The 23,273-nt window shown below is 43.5% G+C and carries 22 protein-coding genes and 1 riboswitch; of the genes, 15 read left to right on the top strand and 7 right to left on the bottom strand.

Annotated elements, in window-relative coordinates; genetic code table 11:
* Window positions 1-278: 278 nt before the first annotated feature.
* From IQ230_RS07035 to IQ230_RS07010, 6 genes are all read left to right on the top strand, one after another.
* Complete coding sequence (locus tag IQ230_RS07035) at window positions 279-1,067, top strand: SAM hydrolase/SAM-dependent halogenase family protein (RefSeq protein WP_193931332.1); 789 nt, start codon at window positions 279-281, stop codon at window positions 1,065-1,067.
* Window positions 1,068-1,097: 30 nt separating this feature from the next.
* A complete protein-coding gene (locus IQ230_RS07030) occupies window positions 1,098-1,658 on the top strand; it encodes a Uma2 family endonuclease (RefSeq protein ID WP_193931331.1) in 561 nt (186 codons plus the stop codon).
* A gap of 106 nt (window positions 1,659-1,764) precedes the next feature.
* Complete coding sequence (locus tag IQ230_RS07025) at window positions 1,765-2,307, top strand: MOSC domain-containing protein (RefSeq protein ID WP_193931330.1); 543 nt, start codon at window positions 1,765-1,767, stop codon at window positions 2,305-2,307.
* Window positions 2,308-2,365: 58 nt separating this feature from the next.
* Complete coding sequence (locus IQ230_RS07020; protein ID WP_407646623.1) at window positions 2,366-2,620, top strand: type II toxin-antitoxin system RelE/ParE family toxin; 255 nt, start codon at window positions 2,366-2,368, stop codon at window positions 2,618-2,620.
* A gap of 63 nt (window positions 2,621-2,683) precedes the next feature.
* On the top strand, window positions 2,684-2,998 hold the full coding sequence (locus IQ230_RS07015; protein WP_193931329.1) for a HigA family addiction module antitoxin: 315 nt from the start codon (window positions 2,684-2,686) through the stop codon (window positions 2,996-2,998).
* Window positions 2,999-3,135: 137 nt separating this feature from the next.
* Window positions 3,136-4,494 carry a TrpB-like pyridoxal phosphate-dependent enzyme gene (locus tag IQ230_RS07010; protein WP_193931328.1) on the top strand — a complete coding sequence of 453 codons (1,359 nt, stop codon included), beginning with the start codon at window positions 3,136-3,138 and terminating at the stop codon, window positions 4,492-4,494.
* 25 nt (window positions 4,495-4,519) lie between these two features.
* On the opposite strand, the gene IQ230_RS07005 is transcribed toward IQ230_RS07010, so the two are convergent.
* The 3 genes from IQ230_RS07005 to hemC form a co-directional block, all read right to left on the bottom strand.
* Window positions 4,520-4,699, bottom strand: coding sequence for a hypothetical protein (locus IQ230_RS07005; protein ID WP_193931327.1), 180 nt, complete (start codon window positions 4,697-4,699; stop codon window positions 4,520-4,522).
* 11 nt (window positions 4,700-4,710) lie between these two features.
* Entirely contained in the window at window positions 4,711-6,159 is a 1,449-nt protein-coding gene (glgA, locus tag IQ230_RS07000) for a glycogen synthase GlgA (protein WP_193931326.1), read from the bottom strand.
* A 216-nt stretch (window positions 6,160-6,375) separates the two neighbouring features.
* The gene (hemC, locus tag IQ230_RS06995) at window positions 6,376-7,356 is read right to left on the bottom strand and encodes a hydroxymethylbilane synthase (protein ID WP_193931325.1); all 981 of its coding nucleotides are present in this window, start codon (window positions 7,354-7,356) and stop codon (window positions 6,376-6,378) included.
* 419 nt (window positions 7,357-7,775) lie between these two features.
* Between hemC and IQ230_RS06990 the strand changes: the two genes are divergently transcribed.
* The 9 genes from IQ230_RS06990 to IQ230_RS27330 all read left to right on the top strand — a co-directional run bounded on the left by IQ230_RS06990 (window position 7,776) and on the right by IQ230_RS27330 (window position 15,672).
* Window positions 7,776-8,537, top strand: coding sequence for a pentapeptide repeat-containing protein (locus IQ230_RS06990; RefSeq protein ID WP_193931324.1), 762 nt, complete (start codon window positions 7,776-7,778; stop codon window positions 8,535-8,537).
* Window positions 8,538-8,643: 106 nt separating this feature from the next.
* Window positions 8,644-9,261, top strand: a complete 618-nt coding sequence (locus IQ230_RS06985; protein WP_193931323.1) for a TenA family protein — start codon at window positions 8,644-8,646, stop codon at window positions 9,259-9,261.
* A gap of 54 nt (window positions 9,262-9,315) precedes the next feature.
* Window positions 9,316-10,659: a UDP-N-acetylmuramoyl-L-alanine--D-glutamate ligase gene (gene murD / locus IQ230_RS06980; RefSeq protein ID WP_193931322.1), complete on the top strand. Its 1,344-nt coding sequence runs from the start codon at window positions 9,316-9,318 to the stop codon at window positions 10,657-10,659.
* A gap of 196 nt (window positions 10,660-10,855) precedes the next feature.
* A complete protein-coding gene (locus IQ230_RS06975) occupies window positions 10,856-11,344 on the top strand; it encodes a hypothetical protein (RefSeq protein ID WP_193931321.1) in 489 nt (162 codons plus the stop codon).
* Window positions 11,345-11,348: 4 nt separating this feature from the next.
* Window positions 11,349-12,590: an urease accessory protein UreH domain-containing protein gene (locus IQ230_RS06970; RefSeq protein ID WP_193931320.1), complete on the top strand. Its 1,242-nt coding sequence runs from the start codon at window positions 11,349-11,351 to the stop codon at window positions 12,588-12,590.
* Window positions 12,562-13,146, top strand: a complete 585-nt coding sequence (locus IQ230_RS06965; RefSeq protein ID WP_193931319.1) for a hypothetical protein — start codon at window positions 12,562-12,564, stop codon at window positions 13,144-13,146. The genes IQ230_RS06970 and IQ230_RS06965 overlap by 29 nt, the downstream gene beginning before the upstream one ends.
* Before the next feature lie 94 nt (window positions 13,147-13,240).
* The gene (locus IQ230_RS06960; protein WP_193931318.1) at window positions 13,241-14,212 is read left to right on the top strand and encodes a helix-turn-helix transcriptional regulator; all 972 of its coding nucleotides are present in this window, start codon (window positions 13,241-13,243) and stop codon (window positions 14,210-14,212) included.
* Between the two features lie 192 nt (window positions 14,213-14,404).
* Entirely contained in the window at window positions 14,405-15,226 is an 822-nt protein-coding gene (locus IQ230_RS06955; RefSeq protein ID WP_193931317.1) for a DUF4351 domain-containing protein, read from the top strand.
* A 311-nt stretch (window positions 15,227-15,537) separates the two neighbouring features.
* Window positions 15,538-15,672: a hypothetical protein gene (locus IQ230_RS27330; RefSeq protein ID WP_265576198.1), complete on the top strand. Its 135-nt coding sequence runs from the start codon at window positions 15,538-15,540 to the stop codon at window positions 15,670-15,672.
* On the opposite strand, the gene IQ230_RS06950 is transcribed toward IQ230_RS27330, so the two are convergent.
* The 4 genes from IQ230_RS06950 to psaA all read right to left on the bottom strand — a co-directional run bounded on the left by IQ230_RS06950 (window position 15,661) and on the right by psaA (window position 23,112).
* Complete coding sequence (locus IQ230_RS06950; RefSeq protein WP_193931316.1) at window positions 15,661-16,311, bottom strand: HupE/UreJ family protein; 651 nt, start codon at window positions 16,309-16,311, stop codon at window positions 15,661-15,663. The two genes, IQ230_RS27330 and IQ230_RS06950, sit on opposite strands and share 12 nt — an antisense overlap.
* A gap of 98 nt (window positions 16,312-16,409) precedes the next feature.
* Window positions 16,410-16,588: riboswitch (cobalamin riboswitch) on the bottom strand.
* A gap of 41 nt (window positions 16,589-16,629) precedes the next feature.
* A complete protein-coding gene (locus tag IQ230_RS06945) occupies window positions 16,630-18,375 on the bottom strand; it encodes an ABC transporter ATP-binding protein (protein WP_193931315.1) in 1,746 nt (581 codons plus the stop codon).
* Between the two features lie 188 nt (window positions 18,376-18,563).
* Window positions 18,564-20,777, bottom strand: a complete 2,214-nt coding sequence (psaB, locus tag IQ230_RS06940; RefSeq protein ID WP_193931314.1) for a photosystem I core protein PsaB — start codon at window positions 20,775-20,777, stop codon at window positions 18,564-18,566.
* A 76-nt stretch (window positions 20,778-20,853) separates the two neighbouring features.
* Window positions 20,854-23,112, bottom strand: a complete 2,259-nt coding sequence (gene psaA / locus IQ230_RS06935) for a photosystem I core protein PsaA (protein ID WP_099701754.1) — start codon at window positions 23,110-23,112, stop codon at window positions 20,854-20,856.
* Window positions 23,113-23,273: the final 161 nt, after the last annotated feature.

The following is a 23,273-nucleotide window of genomic DNA, read 5'->3' as shown; positions in this document are numbered from 1 at the left end:
TGAAGACGTGTTTTGTAAATCGATTTTAAGTCTTAATATTTCAGCAACGATCCAGCGAAAGAAAGAATTTAAGAGATAGAGATTAGGGATAATTGCGATCGCTTGAGCGAGAAATTGCTAACAAGCTCTATCTTAGGTTGTAGCTCTTCTCAAGTAATAGCTCTGATTTTTGCTAAGTAGAACGCCTTGATTGTCACCAAAGCTAAAGAACTCTAGAAAATAAGTTTAAACATGAGGCAATATCGTCTAGACTAATCATGCCTCTATGAACTGGCGTTATGCTCATTAGCTTAATTGCAGATTACGGAAACGGCGATCCAGCTTTTGCTGAAGTAACTCAACGTTTATTGTTAGCTTTACCCAAAGCGCAAGTTAGCTTATTGTCTGTTCCTCCCTTTAGCACCTTAGCTACTGGGTTTTGGGTAGCGCAACTTGGTCTTAATCCTGGTCCACAAGAACGTTTAGTTTATCATAATTGCGCACCTCGTCAAGACAAGTCTGAACCAAGATTAGACAATGAAGGGGAAGGGTTAACTTATGCCTTGCTAGAAAATGGGGTGAAAGTTGTCGGTGTTAATGCTGGATATACACTATCTTTTATCAAGAATCATTCACAAGTTGTTCAAATAGTCAAGGTTTCGCGTGGAGGATCGCAGTTTCGTTCGCGAGACGTCTTTCCGCAAGCCGCAGCAGCGATCGCTCAAAATGATTTCAGCCTTTTGGGAGATGAGATAAGTTCTGAGCAAATTCCTGATGCACCAAGCGATCGCGTTGCGTGGATTGATGGCTACGGTAATATTAAAACTACAATTCCTGCGTCTAGTGTCAATCTCAATCCAGAAGATAAAGTTATCATTCGCGTCGGCGATGTTGTAAGTGACGCGGTCTATTCTGATGGCAGTTTTAGAGTTCCTGAAGGTACTTTAGCTTTTGCACCAGGGAGTTCCGGTTGGCAAGGAAATGACGGTAAGCCAGTACGATGGATGGAGTTATTCTTACGCGGTGGGAATGCGTGGGAACGTTTTGGTAGACCAAAAGTAAATCAAGTTGTGACTCAATTAAGCTAGGAGGTGTGGTGGCAATCGCAGGTGATCTGTATGGTACAAACACCAAATAAAGCTTTGACACTAGCAGAGTTCCTTCAACTGCCAGAAACAGAACCTGCTAGCGAATATATTAATAGGCAAGTTGTTCAAAAGCCAATGCCGCAGGGAGAACATAGCGCGATTCAAACTGAGTTGTCAACTGCAATTAATGCAGCACTCAAGCCGCGACGTGTTGCTAGAGCATTTTCTGAACTGCGTTGTACTTTTGGCGATCGCTCGATTGTTCCAGATATTGCAGTGTTTACCTGGAATCGAATTCCACGCAAGGAAGATGGTGGAGTTGCTAGTGTGTTTGCGATCGCACCAGATTGGGTAATTGAAATTTTGTCACCAGATCAAAGTCAAACGAAAGTCACAAAGAATCTTTTGCACTGTCTGAAACATAACACGCAGATGGGTTGGTTAATCGATCCTCAAGAGCGATCGGTGTTTGTTTATCGATCTGATCAACCGACAGATGTTTTTGATAAACCAGAGATTCATCTACCTATGCCAGCATTTGCCCAAGATTTTAGTTTATCGGTGAAAGCATTGTTTGATTGGTTACTGTGAGTAATCCAACGCAGTAATATTAGAACACACTCCGCTAGGGAAGGAAATTACAAAAAAAAGAGATCGAGTATAAGCTGCGATCAAGAACCAATGAGGTTGTGTAGAAATGGATGGTGTAGTGTTAGCAGTCAGCCGCAGTGCAACACATACTTTCAGCAAGCAAAATCAGGAAAGTATTCAGCTGCTAGCAGGGTTTGGTGTCGAAGGTGATTCACACATGGGCAAGACGATCAAGCATCGATCGCGAGTGGCAGTTGATCCAACTCAACCTAATTTACGCCAAGTTCACTTAATTCATGCTGAACTACACGACGAATTGCAAGCTGCTGGCTTTGTTGTATCAGCCGGACAAATGGGAGAGAATATTACGACACGCGGTATCAATCTGCTTGCTTTACCAGTGGATACACGGCTGTACTTGGGTAATACAGCAGTGGTTCAATTGACGGGTTTGCGAAATCCTTGCGCGCAGTTAGAGCAATTTCAGGCGGGATTAATGGCTGCGGTTCTAGGACGCAACGAACATGGCAAACTTATTCGTAAAGCCGGAGTCATGGGCATTGTTGTCATCGGTGGCGTGGTAATACCTGGCGACACAATCCAAGTTGAACTGCCACAAAAACCACACCAGTCTCTTGAACGGGTTTGATACGGATTGTAGAAGCTTAGCTCACTGCGTTAGCATGGTATCCGTGTTAATGTAATACATGATATTAAGCTTTAAAGACGAAGGCACAAAGGATGTGTTTGACGGGTTAGACACAAAGAAAGCTAGAAAAGTCTGCCCTCAAAATTTGTTAGCAGTAGCAAGGTGGAAACTAGATGCAATAGATGCTGCTGCGAATCTGAATGATTTAAGGGTTCTGCCAAAAAACTACTTAGAATCCCTGAGTGGCGATCGCCTTGGACAGCATAGTATCAGAATTAATGATCCAGTACCGCATCTGCTTTGTTTGGACTGAACAAGGCGCTGAGGAAGTTGAAATAGTAGATTATCACTAATTGGCAAAACGAGAGAACAACTTATGCGTATTCCTGCAAACCGCCCACCTACCCATCCAGGAGAAATTCTCAAAGAAGAGTTTCTTATCCCTATGGGCATCACCCAACAAGAATTGGCAAATCAGCTGAAGATGTCTTATCAAAGAATCAATGAAATTGTCAATGAAAAGCGAGGTATATCAGAAAGTACAGCGCTAAGACTTGCTAAATTTTTTGGTACTTCTGTAGAGTTCTGGCTTAATCTCCAAACAGCTTGTAACTTGTACGATGCTCAAAAAAAAGAATCTAAAATATTAGAATCTATAGCTACGGTTAGTGAATTTAAAACATCAGCTTAGCGGCTAGAAACCACAGCTTTTGCTCAAGCTTCTCTTAAAATGCCAAAGTGCGATCGCGCTTCACCAAATGTGAAACCTTCTTAGATTATTAAGTGCGTTTCCGATATAATGTGTGGCTTCTTACCACAAAACCACTAATGGAAACAATTAAATATACGCTTACAGAAGACCAAATGCCGACAGCTTGGTACAACATTCAAGCTGATTTACCGACTTCAATGCCACCTGTTTTACATCCTGGAACAGGGCAGCCAATTACTCCTAGCGATCTTGAACCTCTGTTTCCGATGGAGTTAATCGTGCAGGAAGTGAGTCAAGAACGTTGGATCGAGATTCCTGAACAAGTGCAATCGATTTATCGTCAATGGCGACCAACACCACTTTATCGCGCCCGACGTTTAGAACAAGCCCTCGATACTCCTGCCAAAATTTATTACAAATACGAAGGTGTTAGCCCTACGGGTAGCCATAAACCGAATACAGCAGTCGCGCAGGCATACTACAACAAACAAGCCGGAGTCAAACGTTTAACAACCGAAACCGGTGCAGGACAGTGGGGATCGTCGCTGGCTTTTGCTGGGGCGTTATTTGGGTTAGAGGTAGTGGTGTATATGGTGAAAGTCAGCTACCAACAAAAACCTTATCGGCGGGCGTTGATGGAGGCTTATGGTGCCAAAGTCATTGCAAGTCCTAGTGAAGAAACAGCAGCAGGTAGAAAAATTCTCGCGCAGTATCCTGAAAGCAACGGTAGTTTGGGGATTGCGATTAGTGAAGCTGTGGAAGCTGTACAGGATCGGCAAACAAAATATGCTTTAGGTAGCGTCCTGAATCACGTACTACTTCATCAAACTGTTATTGGGTATGAAGCGATCGCCCAGTTAGAACAAGCTGGAGACTATCCTGATATTGTTGTCGGCTGTACGGGTGGTGGAAGTAACTTTGCAGGAATCGCTTTTCCATTTATCGGGGCAAAGCTACGCGGCGAGCAAAATAATATCAGATTTGTTGCAGTCGAACCAGCAGCTTGTCCGACACTCACCAAGGGTAAATACACCTATGATTTTGGCGACACAGCGCATCTAACTCCCTTGGTAAAAATGCACACCTTAGGTAATTCTTTTATGCCCGAAGGCGTTCATGCTGGCGGATTGCGGTATCATGGCATGGCTCCCTTACTGAGTCATGTTGTCGAATTAGGACTAATTGAAACTCGTGCAGAACCACAACTTAGTTGTTTTGCTGCGGGGCTTACATTTGCAAGGGTTGAGGGTATTCTTCCTGCACCTGAAGCGAATCATGCGGTAAAAGCTGCGATTGATGAAGCGTTGCGCTGTAAAGAGGAAGGAACGAGTAAAACTATTTTATTCAATCTCTGCGGTCACGGTCATTTTGATATGCAAGCTTATATGGATTACCAAGCTGGGTTACTCCGCGATACGGAATACAATGCTGAAGAAGTCGCGATGGCGCTAGCAGGATTGCCTGTGTTTAATTAGCCATTAGCTAATCCAGGTTAAATCGTTAAGTAACTGTAGCCTCTCTAGCCCCTAAATCCACGCCAGTTGCTCTCACGCGCGGGAACCACTGCGGTGCGGAGGTTCCCCAACTCCAAATCAAAGCCTGACGAGTGGACACTCTTAAGTGCGAGTTTTGTTGATAAGTCCACGCAGGTGGACTTAGTTTTTCTAGCAGCGAATTCATTCGCCAAGCTTTTATTCCGCAGCAACAGAAGCTAATTCTTCTTTGGAGTCAGAATCTTTAGTATCTGGTTCAATGACTTCCTCCTCTGGCAAACCAAGCATTGATTTATACAACTTGATGTAATCTTTTGCAGATGTTGTCCAACTGAAATCTTGGCTCATTCCACGTTGTTGTAGGGCTTGCCAGTATTCTTTATAGCGGAAGCTTTCCCAAGCTCGTACCATACACGTATAAAGGTCTAGAGGTTCGTAACGGTCAAAGCAATAGCCTGTACCTGCATGGTTAATAGGATCGTGGTGCGATACGGTATCAACTAAGCCACCTGTACGGCGCACAATTGGCACACAGCCATAACGAAGCGCAAGCATCTGGCTAATACCGCAAGGTTCAAAACGACTTGGCATCAAGAACGCATCACTACCAGCGTAAATGCGTCGTGCTAGAGCATCGTTATAGAGTAAATAGGTTGCCATCCGACCAGGAAAACGTGACGCCATTTGCCACAATTGACTTTCGTAATAGCGATCGCCTGTTCCTAGTAGGACAATCTGAGTATCAGTATAAGCCAAGAACCGATCGAGCGTTTGTAAAATCAAATCGATACCTTTTTGTTCGACTAACCGCGTAACGATACCAATTAAAAAAGCACCCGAATTAACTTCTAAACCGACTTCTTCTTGTATTGCGACTTTATTTGCCTTGCGCTGGTCTAATGTATCAGTGGTAAATGTTTGAGCAATGTATTTATCGGTGACTGGATCGTAAACTTCGGTATCAATGCCATTGATGATGCCAGATAGCTTACCACTAATAAACGACAACAAGCCTTCTAACGTTTCACCATACTCAACTGTCTGAATCTGCTGCGCGTAGGTAGGAGAAACTGTCGTGACGCGATCGGCATATTGTACGGCAGCTGCCATCGTGTTGTGTCCTTGCATATACCACGGACACCAAGTAATTTTTTCTAAGTACCAGCGCCACGGTCCTTGATACGCTAAGTTATGAATAGTAAACACTGTCGAGATATCTGGAGATTGATGCATCCACACAGGAATCATCCCAGTATGCCAGTCGTGACAGTGAATAATTTCAGGCTTCCAATAGTTCCAAGCAAATTCCGCTGCACCGTTAGCAAAGAATGTAAACCTCCAGTCTTCATCTTCTCCAGAATAAATGCGACGGGGTGAAAACGTTGGATGTCCAAATAGGTACAAGGGGACATCGGTACCAGGAAGGACAGATTCGTAAACTGCGAATGACTGAAACATCGCATTACCATGCCAAACTGGATCTTTAGGAATCTCCATTTTGTCGGGCAAGAAGCCATAGTATGGCATAAATATCCGAACATCATGCCCCATTGCTCTTAACACTTTGGGTAAAGCACCAACAACGTCTCCCATTCCACCGACTTTGGCGATGGGGGCTGCTTCTGCGGCAACAAACAGAATTCGCATTTTAATTTCTATGTCCCCTATTTGTATTGCGTCGAGATCATGATAACGGGCAAGGGTAATAAATGTAAGGGGTGAGGAGTGTGGGGCGAGTGGTTAGTTTTGAGTTTTGAATTTTGAATTGAAGAATACACAACCTTCGTACGATTAGCTGAATACTCCTGTTTAACTCAACACTCAACACTGAGAACTCATAACTCCTAGTCTCCCCTGCTTTCTTCATCCGCGTTGCACGGTTTGGAAGATCTCTTCTAAGATTTCTTGTGCACCTTGTTGACGAAGGCGTTGGGCTAATTCAGTTCCTAGTTGTTCGGCAGTGCTGGCGCTACCTGTTACGGTGTCTTTGACAAACTTTGTGCCGTCTACACTTGCAACTATACCTGTTAGTGTTAAAGTATCGCCGTCGAGTTGAGTGTTGACACCGATAGGGACTTGACAACCGCCTTCGAGAGAGCGGAGAAAGGCTCGTTCGGCTAATGTGCGATCGCGTGTGGGTACGTGTTCAATTGCCTTAATTAAGGACAACACTTCAGTATCATCAATACGACATTCAATGCCTAGCGCACCTTGTCCAACAGCGTGTAGCGAAACTTCTGCGGGTAAAATTTGGTGAATGCGATCGCCCATTCCTAAACGTCGTAACCCTGCTACGGCTAAAATAATTGCGTCATATTCGCCTGCATCGAGTTTGGCTAAACGAGTATTTAAGTTGCCTCGGATATCTTTAAAAGTTAGATGCGGGAAGTGATGGCGCAACTGTGCTAAACGTCGTAAAGAAGAAGTTCCAACAACTGCGCCTGCGGGTAATGTATCGATTTGTTTATCTTTATGCTTTTCATGTACAACTAATGCATCAGCGGGATCTTCACGTTCAGTGACAACCCCTAGCATTAAGCCTTCAGGCAAGTTCGTCGGCAAGTCTTTGAGCGAATGCACCGCAAAATCAATTTCATGCTGTAGCATTCCGACTTCGAGTTCTTTGGTAAATAATCCTTTATCACCAATTTTAGCAAGAGCTACATCCAAAATTTTGTCACCTTGAGTAGACATCGTGTGAACTTCAAAGGTGCGATCGGGAAAGGCTTTTTGTAGTTGTTCTTGCACCCAATAAGTCTGTACTAGCGCAAGTTGACTTTTACGCGAACCAATACGGATTGTGCGAGTAGAAGTTGAAACTGTGGGAGAAGCGTTGGGGGACATATAAGCAGTTCAAAATTCAAAATTTAAATGTCTGACAGCGCGTTGCGTTGTAGCAGCATAGAATTAAATCACTTGATCTAGACTACCGCAGTGCTTGACCAAGAAAGGCAATACCAATTCGGAACATTTGTAATTCTTTATTCTCTTCTGTACCTAAAGTAACTCTGCTCAATTAGTCTATGCACCATCTGGAATTTGTCTGCCAAGCTGCAACTTTAGTTGCTAGGTATCCTAATTTAAAATAATATAAGTAGAAAAACTGGGCTATTGCAATTGATTTAGCACCTTTGTCTCCGCATTTGCACGGTTTTTACACCAATTTTTTAACTGATACATTAAGCTTAGAAAAATTACTCTACAGTTGTTGCGTGTTTGATAACTCTCAAGCCGCATAGTTAATCTCTGCCATCCCAATTTTGATGAAAGCTTCTCCTATAGCAATTACTACACTGCTCGCAATTTCTGTCACACTTCCTGCATCAGCTAATACCGAGCAAATTCAACAACTTTTATCAACAAAAGAGTGCCAAAACTGTGACTTGAAGGGTGCTGGCTTGGTTTTGGCTAATCTAGCGGGTGCAAATTTGAGTGGCGCTAATTTAAGTGGTGCTAATCTCAGCCGTGCTAATCTTAGCGGTGCAAACCTGGTTGGGGCAAATCTTGTTGGTACAAGTTTATTTGGCGCTAATTTAAGTGGTGCTATTTTGAGTGGTTCGGATTTAAGTGCGGCTGACTTACGAGATACTTTTTTAGTAAATGCTAATTTAACTGGTGCGCAGTTGGGTGGTGCTAATTTGCAAGGTGCAGTAGGGATACCACCGCAAATAGGGAATGCAGAAGATTTTTATGGTTGGGGTGTCGTGCAAGGTAAGAAAGGAGATCCAGAAGGTGCGATCGCTTACTTCAATCAAGCATTAAGTATTAAACCTGATTATGCTGCGGCGTATCTGGCAAGGGGTGTGGCGCGTTACCAACTTTACGATCGCCCTGGTGCGCTTCAAGATGCTAAACAAGCCGAAAAACTTTTTGCGGCGCAAGCTAATAACGATGGGTTACAAACAACACAAATCTTCATTACCGAGTTAGAAAATCCTCCGAGTGAATCTCTACCAAAAAGTAAACCAAATTTTATGAACTTTTTAGGAGCAGTAGGTTCTGTTTTATTGAGATTTTTGTTTTAAGTGGTTGTTTGGTAATAGGTAATAGGTATACTTTCCAATGACCAATTACCAATGACCGATTACCAGTTACCAGCTTTTCAGTTACGTTTATTACCTAATATTTTTTATGATATCTGCTCAATTGTGGCAAGCAAACCAGGATTTAGCTCAAGCTTGTCTAGAACATCCGTTTGTCCAAGGTATTGCTAATGGTACGCTGGCACGACATAAATTTGCGTTTTATGGAGGACAAGATGCTTTTTTCTTAGAAGCTTTTGCCCGTGCTTATAGTATTGCAGCCGCAAAAGCACCTGATTGGGAAGGATTCAGTATTTTTCATAATCTCGCGAATGGCGTGTTAGAAGAACTGCGTTTGCACGAAAGTTATGCAACAGCTTGGGATGTTGACTTGCGCAATGTAGAACCACAACCTGCAACACGGCGTTATACAGATTTTTTATTGGCAACTGCTTGGGGTAGCGATGTTGGGTTGATTGCGGTAGCAATGTCGCCTTGTATGGTTTTATACGGTTTTTTAGGACAGCAGCTAGCTCAAAATGGCATTGCAGAACATTCTTATAGTGAATGGATTCGGACTTATAGTAGTGCTGAGTTTAAGCAACTTGCTGTGCAGTTAGAAAGTTTATGCGATCGCTATACCAGCATGACACCTTTAGTACACTCAACATACCGCTATGCTATGTTGTGCGAACGCGATTTTTTTCAAGCTGCATGGGAAGAATGAGTGCAACAGAAACTGTAAGATAAGGTTGCTTGAGTTTGGATTACCATTCAATTTATGCCGAATGCTCATGTCATCGGATTAGGAAAATCCGGTATTGCCGCTGCACGATTGTTAAAACGGCAAGGTTGGGAGGTAACATTAAGCGATCGCAGTTCTGCTGCTTCACCAGAACAACCGCGACTGGAACGTGAAGAAATTACGGTTAAAGTTGGTTATTCTTGGCATCCCGACGCTGATGGTTCAACCCAACTTGTGGTTGTCAGTCCTGGGGTTCCTTGGGATATTCCAGCATTAGTTGCAGCGCGCGAGCAAGGTATTGAAACAATTGGTGAAATGGAATTAGCTTGGCGTAACCTACAATCGTGTCCTTGGGTAGTAATTACAGGGACAAATGGCAAAACAACAACGACGGCATTAATTGCAGCAATCTTTCAAACCGCAGGTTGGAATGCTCCCGCGTGTGGCAATATCGGTTATGCTGCGTGTGAATTAGCTTTAGAATCAGCTAAACCGCTTGACTGGGTAGTTGCAGAAATTAGTAGCTATCAAATTGAGTCTTCGTCTTCAATCGCGCCTCGCATTGGGGTTTGGACAACGTTTACACCGGATCACCTCAGTCGTCATTACACTTTGGAGAATTACTACAATATTAAAGCGCGTCTTTTGCGTCAAAGTGAGTTACAAGTATTCAATGGTGATGATGCGTATTTAAGAGAAGTTGGCGCAAATTGGCAAGATGCCTATTGGACGAGTGTTAAAGGAAAGGCGCATTTAATTGGAAATACCCAAGGAACTTATATAGAAGATGGTTGGGTTGTGTTTCAAGGCGATCGCATTGTACCAGTTTCAGCGTTACGCATGGTGGGAGAACACAATCACCAAAACCTTTTGATGTCAGTAGCAGCCGCACGGTTAGCGGGAATTGATAAAGAAGCGATCGCTCAAGCTATTGCTAATTTTCCTGGTGTTCCGCATCGTTTGGAACACATTTGTACAGTTGCCGGAGTTGATTTTATTAATGACAGTAAAGCAACTAATTATGATGCGGCACAAGTTGGTTTATCTGCGGTAGCTAGCCCTGTGATTTTGATTGCTGGTGGTGAAGCGAAAGCTGGTGATGATACAAGTTGGCTACAAACAATTCAAGAAAAAGCTGCGGCAGTTTTGTTGATTGGCGATGCTGCACCTACTTTTGCTCAACGATTGAAAACTGTAGGATATTCTAAATACGAAATCGTCGAAACTATGGAAAGGGCTGTCTCAAGATCTGCTGAATTAGCTCCACAAACGAATGCGCGTGTTGTATTGCTGTCGCCTGCGTGTGCTAGTTTTGACCAATTTCAAAATTTTGAACAAAGAGGCGATCGCTTTCGTGAACTTTGCCTTGCTTTAGTTTAATCCCAACAAGTATGACAGCTTGTCTTTTGACAAAGTTGAGCAATTGTTATAAGTGTTGAATTAATACTAATTTATTATCAAGATGCTTCAATTCCTATCTAGTTTTTTTGATTTGGATTTGTTGTCAGAATTTAGATAATTGGTATCAGTCTAAGTACCTTATTCTAGGCTAATTAGTTGAGTTTTTCTCTCAAAAATGATTTCCAACTTTTTAATTACATTAGCTACATTATTTGATTTCACTAGTATTAGTAATAATATCCAAAATATAGAACCGCAAAGTGTTATATCTCATAGCCCCAGTAGCCATAATCATGCGGATAACCACGATCAAATCATGGAAATTCCTTCAAGACAAGCTGTACCAACAGTTGACTTAGTAGTGCATAAAGATACCATGAAAGGCTATAACTTAGAAGTTAAAGTAACTAATTTTAAATTTGCACCAGAAAGAGTTAATACAGTAGCTGTACCTGGAGAAGGTCACGGACACATTTATGTTAATAACCAAAAACTTACACGCTTATATAGCTCTTGGTACTATTTGGAAAATTTACAACCAGGAAGAAACGAAATTACAGTCAGTTTAAATGCTAATAACCACATGGCTCTAGCTCATAATGGCAAGCGAATTTCTGATACTGAAGTTGTTAATGTTCCTGGAGTGACTCAATCGCAAAAATGATTTAATGGTTGACCTGTTGTTAATGATAACCCTGGGATTTCTGGGGAGTTTTGGGCACTGTGTAGGAATGTGTGTGCCGTTGACGACAGCGTTTTCATTGTCATTGACGCAGCAGCAAACTTTTCCCCCTTGGCAGCAACAGTTTACATTTCATCTCTTACTAAATTTGGGTAGATTGCTAAGTTACACCTTGGTGGGTGCCGGAATTGGGGCTTTAGGTTCTGTTCTAATTGCTGGCGGACAAATGGCGGGGGATGGTAGTTGGCTACGTCAAGGAATTGCCATTTTGACAGGGTTGATGCTGATCTGGTTTGGCATTGTTCAGGTTAAACCGCAATTTTTACCGCGTCTGCCGTTTCTGCATCCGTTAACTCAGGGAAATTTGCATAATCGCTTAAGTGCAGCGATGGTAAGGCTGTCGTTTCATACTAAATGGTGGACGCCAGCGGCTTTGGGGATTGTTTGGGGTTTAATGCCATGTGGTTTTTTGTATGCGGCGCAAATTAAAGCTGCCGAAACTGGAAGTTTTTGGCGTGGGGCGGCAATCCTGTTTGCTTTTGGTTTGGGTACAGTACCTACGATGTTAGGTGTGGGTGTCTCGACTGCGGTTATTGGTACAAATCAGCGCAGTCAGTTGTATCGTTTAGCAGGTTGGTTGACGATTTTTATCGGCGTGTTGACACTGGTGCGCACGGGTGATGGTCACGGGTTAATTTATATTACAGGTCATGGTGCATTGTTGTGTTTGATGCTGGCGTTGATTGCGCGTCCGATACGGCGTGTGTGGGCGCAACCCCTAAAATATCGTCGGACTTTGGGGGTAGGAGCGTTTGTGTTAGCACTTGTTCATGTTGGTCACACAATTCAGCATACCTTGGGTTGGAATTGGCAAGCCGTATTTTTTATGTTGCCACAGCATCAATTTGCGATCGCTTGTGGAATAATGGCTTTACTATTAATAACTCCAGCAGCTTTTACGAGTTTTGATCGTCTGCAAAAAACTTTGGGTAAGCACTGGCGACAACTTCACTTGTTAAGTGTTCCAGCTTTAGTTTTATGCGCAATTCATGTCGTGCTGATTGGATCGCATTATTTAGGAACTTTGCAACAGACGTGGCGTAATTATCTATTTGTCGCTGGTTTAGGCTTGCTAACACTAGGAGTATTGTTAGTGCGATCGCGTTGGTTTTGGTCAATATTATCATTGGAGAAGTTTTATGCTCCCCCGCTACGCCACAATCAGTAGTTTTGCTGTAGTAGTTTCGCTGGCGATCGCATCACCTGTTTTCGCTCACAAAGTTCAAACTGCTGCGGATGTTGGTGCAACTTTACATATCGAACCAAATGATAATCCGCGTGCTGGAGAATCTTCACTGACTTGGTTTGCGCTGACTCGTAAGGGAGGACAAATTATTCCTTTAGCTGAGTGCGATTGCAAGTTAGCCGTTTATTCAGAATCATCGTCATCTCAGCCGCTACTAGAACCACCTTTAAAATCCATCTCAGCAGAACGCTTTCAGAATATTCCTGCTGCTGAAATCGTTTTTCCGCAATCTGGCGCTTATCGATTGCAGTTCACTGGTTCTCCCAAAGTTGCAGGAAGTTTTCAAGCTTTTGAATTAAGTTATGACGTTAATGTTGCACCAGGAGTCGCGCCTTCTCCATCACCAACTGTAGCGCAGTTACCATCACAACCACAGCCAACAGAAAATCAATGGATAATACCAGCGATCGCATCTACACTCGTCGTATTAGGGTTAATTTTGGCAGTTTTGATCGCTAAAAAGACATCGATAAAGTGATTTGGTATTTCAATTTAAAGGCTAATAGAAAGAAGGATCGCGGTAAGATTATTGATAATTGCTGGCAGCAAGCCCAACGTTACCCAGTTCTCTAATGACTCTCATCCTTTCCGCAGCCAACTTCGGTGAATTGATGTATGAACCTGCTCAAAGCAGCGAACATCACCCTGATGGTGAGATATTTATCGTGTCTCCTCGTATAGGTCAGGGATATTGCCGAGAAATAGAACTACTACCAGGGCTATGGCTGGAAATTTTTAACTATGAATTGCATGATGACATAGAAGTTCGGGTACCTGTTCACGATCATCTAATACAATTTCTGATACTTTCATCTGGGTTATTCACTTATAACAACGTTTATCCAGCTAGTGGTGGAAAATGCAGCTACTTGTCTGGAAGTGGAATTTCACCTGCGTATGTACAAAAAATACAGAAATTACAGCCGATAACTGCGATTAATGTGCATCTATTGCCAGAATTACTTAAAGGTTTCATGGCTGGAGAACCAGAGCAAATTGTCAAGCTATTTATTAAAGAGAACGAGTGGAAGGTATCATTTTTTCCAGATGTGACTTGGACAATGCAAGCCGCCGTTCGACAAATTTTGAATGCTCCTTTTCAAGGAACAGCCCAGCGCCTCTATCTTCAATCTAAAGTGTTTGAATTATTAGCGATGCAGCTAGAGCCAATTTTGGCAGATAATGGACAGCGATCGCAACTTCATCCAAACACAATTGAGCAACTTCACCACGCTAAAGAAATTTTACACCAGCGCTTAAACTATCCTCCTTCATTAACGGAACTAGCGCAATTAGTGGGATTAAGCGATCGCAAACTGCAACAAGGTTTCCGAGAACTTTTTGGAACAACGGTGTTTGGTTACTTACACCACCATCGCATGGAGCAGGCACAGATCATGTTACGTTGCAAGGAAACACGGATATCAGAAGTTGCCCATGCAGTAGGATATTCGCATTTAGGACACTTTACAGCGGCATTTAAGCGCAAGTTTGGGATCACACCGAAAGATTGTCGGGCTGGCAAAAAACAGATTTTAGGTTAAGTACAATAGGATTTTGAACCCCTCCACCGCTGACAGGTGTAGGTTTTTTACAGGGATGGGTACTATAGAAATGGTCAACAGGACTAGGGGGAAAGCATAAACGATGAAGAGGAATCGGAAGATGGTTGAGTAAATAGATTGCCATTCCTCAATACTGATAAACTAACAACGGAAACAATTTCAGTAGAATGAGTGGCTTTTGACAACGTTGGCAAAATCTTAGCCGAAAAATATCCCACAGATTTTGCGCGGTGGCTGTTAACTGAGGAACCGCAAACAATCAAAGTTTTAAAAACAGAATTAAGCATCGAACCAATTCGCGCCGATTCTGTAACCTTCTTACAAACAGAAAATCGGATTTTGCATTTGGAATTTCAAACAACACAAAAATCCTTAACTCCCATTCCCTTACGAATGTTGGATTATTTTGTCAGATTAGTCAGAAAATACGATCTTCCCATTACCCAGGTAGTGATTTTCTTGCAACAGACAACTCAAGACATTGCTTTTACCGAAACTTATGTCAATGAGATGACAAATCATCGCTATCGTGTTGTCAGAATGTGGGAGCAAGAGGCAACATTATTTTTAGAGAATCCGGCATTATTAGCGTTAGCACCATTGACACAAACAGATTCACCCCCAGGGTTATTATCTCAGGTGGCTCAAAGTCTTGCTAAAATTGCCGATAGAGAGACAAGGCAGAATATTGCTGCTTATACAGAGATTTTAGCTGGGTTGCGATTTGAGAAAGGTTTGATTCGTCAGTTATTGAGCGAGGAGACTATGCAGGAATCAGTGATTTATCAAGATATTTTGCAGAAGGGAGAACAAAGGGAAGCCTTCACGTACACTTTGCGTCTCGTAAATCGTCGTTTTGGTGATATCGATTCATCTTTGACAGAACGTATACGAAGTTTATCTACCAATCAATTAGAAACTTTGGGAGAAGCTTTGTTTGATTTGACAAGTTTAGCTGATTTAGAAGCATGGTTAAATCAACCCAAAAATTAAAATTTAGCAAAAACTCAAAATTTCAATTTATCTTTCTTTTAGCCAGAAAATACCTACACCTGTCAGCTTGGTAAGGGGAAGTGCTGTAGGTGGTGGGGTGCATTTGTAGCAATTAATTTTTGATTTGGTATAAGTCCACTGAGGACTTTGTTTGTTTAGTAGTGAATTCGTTCGCACTTGCATTTGTGTAGGATACTGTAAATCGACGCTCTAGGGATAAAAATTGCCGCTCTACTGTATGGTGGTAAGTTTTCTCAGCCTGTATTTTGTTTTTCAGGCTTCTTGAGAAGAATTATCTATTGGTGTGAGCTATGGTTAGCGTGCGATATGGTTTTTTACACTTTAAACTGCTGGTTTTGCCATTATCAACCTTGATGCAGCTGGCGATCGCTCAAACAGTTGATAAGATACTCAATCCCACCGCATCAAGCATTTTACCCAAATAACAAATTAGTCATAAAAACAATACCAATCGCAGCGATCGCTAAGCCACAAAGTCGCATGATTTGTCGATTTGGTATTTTATGAATGATCAGATTACCTACAGCACGCGCTAACATTGCTACACCATACTGAATTAAGCTAAATCCTAGTAAGTAAGCAACTAAAGGTATCATTCCTGCACCGATAATTGCTTCTCCGTAAGCATAGCCGTGAAATAAACCAGCGATCGCACCCAAACAAGTCAAGACAATCCAATTAGGTTTACGCGGAATTGCTAGCATGACGCCAAAGGTAACTACTGATAGGGCGATTGCAATTTCTGCTGCTGGTAGATCGAAGTTGAGTACATGAATTCCGGTTCCTACAAGTGCGGCTAAAACAAATCCTGCTGGAATGATAGTACCGTTTATTTGTCCTGCGGCGATTAAACCAATGGCAACAACAAACGCCAAATGGTCTAAACCAATGACTGGATGCGCTAACCCTGAGATAAATCCCTCAAAAAAATTAGTCGGAGTTTCACTTCCTAATGCATGGTGTGCTAGAGCCTGTTGTGCTGTGCTTAAAAATAGAATTCCTAGACTAGCACTCAAAATAAAAGGATTCAGTTGCCGAAATGGCGCAAAATTCTGACTGGACATACTCTGTACCTCGCAGATAAATCCGTGATTAATGCCTAGCTGATTTCTTCAGAAATAAACTCAAAACAAAATGTTCTGTTTTCTGGGCGATCGCAGCTTGGTGTAGACTCCCTTCGGCGGGCATTCTGACTTTAGATTTTGAGTTTTGGGTTCTCAGTTATGAAGTTAGATTGACTCACTCATAACTTCTTTCACAGTTGCGGGACAGCACCGGATTTACACCGGACTTTCCCCGTTACCTCTGGTTTTTAACCGAACCGATGGGAAGATAATTGTATCACTGTTAAGCAGCCGCAACTGATTTAGTTTTGAGAAGCTTTATTGCAGTAATTCTTTCATCTGATGCTGATTCCACAGTGTACGGTATAGTCCTGGCTGTTGCAAAAGTTCAGCGTGTGTCCCTGTTTGCACAATTCGACCCTGATCCATGACAAAGATGCGATCGGCAGTTGCTGCAGCGGACATTTGGTGTGAGATAAAGACAACCGTTTTGCGTTGTGTTCCGTGTGAGAGGTTGTTGAGAATTTCGGTTGCAGTTTGGTTGTCTACGCTAGATAAAGCATCGTCGAGGATCAATACAGGTGCATCGACTAATAAAGCCCTTGCTAAAGCAGTACGTTGTCGTTGTCCGCCAGAAAGTGTAATCCCGCGTTCGCCAACTATGGTTTTATACTGTTGAGGAAAGTTGAGAATTTCTGGATGAATTTGAGCTTGTTTTGCACTATGTTCGACTTCAGTTTGTTCGCTTAAAGGATCGCCGTAGCGGATATTATTTTTGATCGTGGTGCTGAATAAAAAACTATCTTGAGGGACATAAGCGATCGCACTGCGCAAATCCTGTAGTTTGATTTGAGTAATATCGTTGCCATCCAAAAAGAGTTGTCCTCGTTCAATGTCAAGTAGTCGTGGCAAAGCATTTGCTAGCGTTGATTTTCCTGCACCAATTGGTCCTACAACCGCCACAGTTTCTCCTGGTGCAATCTTAAAGCTCACTTCTTTTAATGCTGGTGTTGTCGAACCAGGATAGGTAAAGCTTAAGTTTCTGGCAACTAGTTCACCTCGGACTTGTTGAGGTATTGAGATCGCCTCATTGGTGTCTTGAATTTTTGGTGATACGGTCAAAATGGACTCAATGCGATCAATACTGACTTCGCCACGTTGATAAGCTGTAATTGTAAATCCTAATAGGGCAGTTGGAAAAACAAGTCGCTCGACGTATAGTATCAGAGCAATAAAATCACCCACAGAGAGAGTACCAGCAATTAGCTGTCCTGAACCTAACCACAAGAGGATGAGTAAGCTAACGTAGGCAAGTCCACTTACGAGTGGGAACAGAGTATTGCGTGTCTTTGCTAATTTTAGATTTGCGTTGAGTAACTGCTGATTTTTGTGACGAAAAGCACGGCGTTCGTTTTGCTCCTGAGCGTAAATTTTGATCAGGGCAATGCCACTCATGTCTTCTTGAATCAGTTCGCTAACAGTTGAGAGTTCTTCTTGTACCTGTTGTTGTTCTTTGCGGAGGCGATCGCTAAACAACTGCACCAGAAACATCATGATTGGGTAGACGACGATCGCTGCTAGCGTTAGTTGCACGCTAAGCGCCAGCATAACTGGAAGTGTTAAAGCGTAAGCAAATATTGTATTAGCTATGCTTAGAACAGCAAATCCTAATAACCGTCGGATATTATCAACATCACTTGTTGCTCGGTTAATGAGATCGCCCGCAGTATTTGCCGCAAAATATGATGGTTCAAGTTTTAATAAGTGTTCAAAGATTTTCTGTTTGAGGTCAAACTCAACTTGACGACCGACACCAAATAGGGCAACCCGTGACACCATGCGGATTACCCACATGACGGAACTCAGAACAACAATAAGTACGACATACTGGATAACTTGCCCGAAACTGAATGTAACTTGAAGCGTGTCAATAATGTTACGAATCAGTAGCGGGATATAAACGCCTAAAGCATTAACAACTAATAAAGCCAAAATCCCCACTGTACACGTTCGCCAATGGGGACGTAGATAAGAACCAAGTTGAGCGAGCCTAGATTTTGCCATTAAAGCATATAAATAACTTTTTCATTCTAGAACTAGCATAAACACAGCGAAGGGATCAGAACTACTGCTGGTAACAAGCTGCACAGGAGCTATTTTGCTGACTCCTCCAGATTTCGCACTCGTATTCTGCCAAAAAAAATCCCCCACTGTAATCGTGAGGGAATGTGGTTAATCTTCTAGAAAGCTAGTTAACCAAACTTACCAGCCGTTGAGGCAATAACAAACGCTGCGTATGTTAAGACATAACCAACGGTGAAGTGAGCTAAACCCACTAAACGACCTTGGACGATGGACATAGCAACTGGCTTGTCTTTCCAACGAACCAAGCTTGCGAGTGGAGTCCGTTCGTGTGCCCAAACAAGAGTTTCAATCAACTCTTGCCAGTAGCCTCTCCAAGAGATCAAGAACATGAAGCCGGTTGCCCAAACGAGGTGTCCGAACAAGAACATCCAAGACCAAACGGCTAGGTTGTTCATACCGTATGGGTTGTAACCGTTAATCAACTGTGCTGAGTACAACCAGAGATAATCTCGCAGCCAGCCCATGAGATACGTAGAAGACTCATTAAACTGTGCTACGTTGCCTTGCCAGATACCCAGGTGTTTCCAGTGCCAGTAGAACGTAACCCATCCTACTGTATTTAAAGCCCAGAATAAGGCGAGATAGAAGGCATCCCAAGCTGAGATGTCGCAAGTACCGCCACGACCTGGACCATCGCAAGGAAACGCATAACCAAAGTCTTTCTTGTCTGGCATGAGTTTAGAACCACGAGCATCTAAAGCACCTTTAACCAAAACAAGAACTGTGGTGTGAATACCTAGTGCAAAGGCATGGTGTACTAAGAAGTCACCAGGACCAATCGTTAAGAATAGCGAGTTGGTCGTGTTGTTAATAGCATCTAACCAACCTGGTAGCCAAGCTGCACCAGCTGTGGAAGCAACACTATCTGGATTAGATAGTAAGGTGTTCAAGCCGTAGAGTACTTTACCGTGGGAAGCTTGAATGAATTGAGCAAATACTGGCTCAATCAAAATCTGCTTCTCAGGAGTACCAAAAGCAACAACAACGTCGTTATGAACGTACAAACCTAAGGTATGGAAACCTAGGAAGAGCGATACCCAGCTTAAGTGCGAGATAATCGCTTCTTTGTGCTGTAGTACGCGATCAAGTACGTTGCCTTTGTTTTGCTCAGCATCGTAGTCTCTTACCCAGAAAATACCTGCGTGAGCAAACGCGCCTACCATCAGAAATACAGCAATGTACTGGTGATGAGTATACAGCGCAGCTTGCGTAGTGAAGTCCTGACCCATAAAAGCATATGGGGGCATTGCATACATATGCTGGGCTACCAAAGAAGTGATGGTTCCCAATGCAGCAAGTGCTAAGGACAACTGGAAGTGTAGTGAGTTGTTAATTGTGTCGTACAACCCTTGGTGTGGCAGGTTGAACTGACCTTCGGTTTTAGTACCAAAGAAGTTCTTGGCGTTGAGCATCTCTTTGATGCTGTGACCAATTCCAAAGTTTGTCCGGTACATGTGACCCGCAATGATGAAAATCACAGCGATCGCTAAATGGTGATGTGCCATATCAGTCAGCCACAGCGACTGAGTTTGGGGATGGAATCCACCTAAGAAGGTCAGAATTGCCGTTCCTGCACCTTGTGATGTACCGAAAACGTGGTTGGCAGTGTCAGCATTAGCAGCGTAAACACCCCAGTTACCAGTAAAGAATGGTCTTAAGCCCTCAGGATGAGGAAGTGTTGTTAAGAAGTTATCCCAACCAACGTGCTGTCCGCGCGATTCGGGGATAGCAACGTGAACCAAGTGACCAGTCCAAGCAAGCGAGCTAACGCCAAACAAACCTGCTAAGTGGTGGTTGAGGCGAGGCTCCGCACTCTTAAACCAAGACAAGCTAGGACGGAACTTTGGTTGCAAGTGTAACCAACCTGCGAACAAAAACACTCCAGCGAGAATCAGCAGAAAGACTGCACCGCTGTAAAGATCGTTGTTTGTCCGCATCCCGATCGTGTACCACCAGTGATAAACACCAGAGTAAGCAATGTTAACGGGGTATGTTGCACCTGCTTGGGTAAATGCATCAACTGCAGCTTTACCAAAGTGAGGGTCCCAAATTGCGTGGGCAATCGGACGGATATTGAGTGGATCTTTGATCCACTGTTCAAAGTTACCTTGCCAGGCTACGTGGAACAGGAGGCTGGAGGTCCACAAGAAAATGATTGCCACATGACCGAAGTGAGTTGCAAAGAGTTTCTGATACAGATTCTCTTCGGTCATTCCGTCGTGGGTCTCAAAATCATGCGCTGTAGCAATCCCGTACCACAGACGCCGTGTTGTTGGGTCCTGCGCGAGATCCTGGCTAAATTTTGGAAATTTCGTTGCCATAGGTTTAGTGAATCCTCTGACCTTAAGCCATCAGCTAACACATCGCTCTAAACGCTGAGTCACTGATGGCTAAATGCTAACCTACTGAAATTATGCGCGCCTCGAAGAACGCCCAGATTGTCACAATTGCTCCTAACAAGTAGTGAGCTACTCCAACCGCACGACCTTGAATAATACTTAGTGCGCGGGGTTGAATTGTTGGTGCAACCTTTAGTTTATTGTGTGCCCAAACGATGGACTCGATGAGTTCTTGCCAATAGCCGCGTCCACTGAAGAGGAACATCAAGCTAAAAGCCCAAACAAAGTGAGCGCCCAGGAACAGCAAACCATATGCAGAGAGTGCCGAACCATAAGACTGAATCACTTGAGCTGCTTGTGCCCATTGATAGTCACGCAACCAACCGTTGATGGTATTTGCACTCATGGCAAAGTTACCACCAGTGATATGCGCTATCGTACCGTCTGAGTCAATGGTTCCCCACACATCCGATTGCATCTTCCAACTAAAGTGGTAAACCGCGATCGCAATGGTGTTGAACATCCAGAACAATCCTAAGAATACGTGATCCCAACCTGATACTTGACAGGTACCACCGCGACCTGGACCGTCGCAGGGGAAGCGGAAACCTAGGTTCGCTTTATCTGGAATCAAACGCGAGTTGCGAGCAAATAGGAAGCCCTTCAGTAGGATCAATACTGTAACGTGAATTTGGAAGGCATGGATGTGGTGGATCATAAAGTCCGCCGTACCCAATGCGATCGGCATCATGGCAATTTTGCCACCTACAGCAACCACACCACCACCGAAAGCATAGCTCACAGGTTCGAGAGCATTAGGTGCTGTAGAACCAGGTGCTAAGGTGTGGATATTTTGAACAAATTGTGCAAACACGGGTTGCAACTGAATGGCTGTGTCCGAGAACATGTCTTGCGGACGACCCAGAGCTTGCATTGTATCGTTATGGATATATAGACCAAAGCTGTGGAAGCCCAGGAACATACATACCCAGTTCAGGTGGGAAATAATCGCATCGCGGTGACGAATCACCCGATCCAGTACGTTGTTTTGATTTACTGCTGGATCGTAGTCACGCACCATGAAAATCGTAGCGTGGGCTGCTCCACCAACAATCAAGAAGCCGCCAATCCACATATGGTGAGTGAAGATTGATAGCGCAGTGGCGTAGTCAGTTGCTAAGTACGGATACGGAGGCATCGCGTACATATGATGCGCCACGATAATTGTCAGCGAACCGAGCATCGCCAGGTTTGTTCCTAGCTGCGCATGCCAGGATGTGGTCATGTTTTCGTAGAGACCTTTATGCCCGTCACCTGTGAACGGACCTTTATGGTTCTCTAGAATCTCTTTAATGCTGTGACCAATGCCCCAGTTTGTGCGGTACATATGACCTGCAACGATGAACAGCACAGCCAAAGCTAAGTGATGGTGCGCTGTATCGGTCAACCACAAACCACCTGTTACTGGGTTTAAACCACCCTTGAAAGTGAGGAAGTCAGCATATTGTCCCCAATTTAACGTCCAGAAGGGTGTTAATCCTTTGGCAAAACTAGGATACAACTCTGCCATCAAGCTACTATTCAGAATAAATTCATGAGGTAGGGGAATATCCTTTGGTGCTACTCCAGCATCCAATAGCTTATTAACTGGTAAAGCTACGTGGATCTGGTGTCCAGCCCAAGATAAACAACCTAAGCCCAGTAACCCTGCCAAATGGTGGTTCAGCATCGACTCTGTGTTCTGGAACCATTCCAGTTTAGGAGCGCGCTTATGGTAGTGGAACCAGCCAGCAAAGAGCATTAAAGCTGCTGCCACTAGACCACCAATTGCAGTTACGTACAACTGGAAGGAGTTTGTAAAACCAGCAGCACGCCAAACTTGGAATAAGCCAGAGGTAATTTGAATGCCGTGGAAACCACCACCAACATCAGCATTAAGAATGTCTTGACCAACAATTGGCCAAACAACTTGCGCACTTGGCTTAATACCAATTGGATCGCTCAGCCAAGCTTCGTAGTTTGAAAAGCGAGCGCCATGAAACTCCATGCCGCTCAACCAGAGGAAGATCACAGCCAACTGACCGAAGTGCGCTGCAAAGATTTTGCGCGAGATGTCTTCTAGGTCGCTGGTATGAGTATCAAAATCATGGGCGAGGGCGTGTAGGTTCCAAATCCAAGTAGTGGTTTTGGGACCTTTAGCTAAGGTGCGGTCAAAATGACCTGGTTGCCCCCATCTTTCAAATGAGGTTGGTACCGGGTCGTTATCGACGATAACCCTTGCCTTTTTTTCCTCTCGCTCCGGAGGACTCATCGTCATTTAGACTCTCCTCTCTAGACAAGGAAACAGAACTTGTGGAACACCACTAGCTGTCTTCTGACTGAGTCGCCCAATCTTCCTAAAATTTAGGGAGCTAGGCTGAACCAGTCATGAAGGTCGCCCGTGGAAAGTGCTTTCTGATGAATTATAGGGTCATGATT

The sequence above is a fragment of the Gloeocapsopsis crepidinum LEGE 06123 genome (assembly GCF_015207655.1).
Lineage (GTDB): Bacteria > Cyanobacteriota > Cyanobacteriia > Cyanobacteriales > Chroococcidiopsidaceae > Gloeocapsopsis > Gloeocapsopsis crepidinum.
This window is presented reverse-complemented; position numbering and strand designations above follow the sequence as displayed.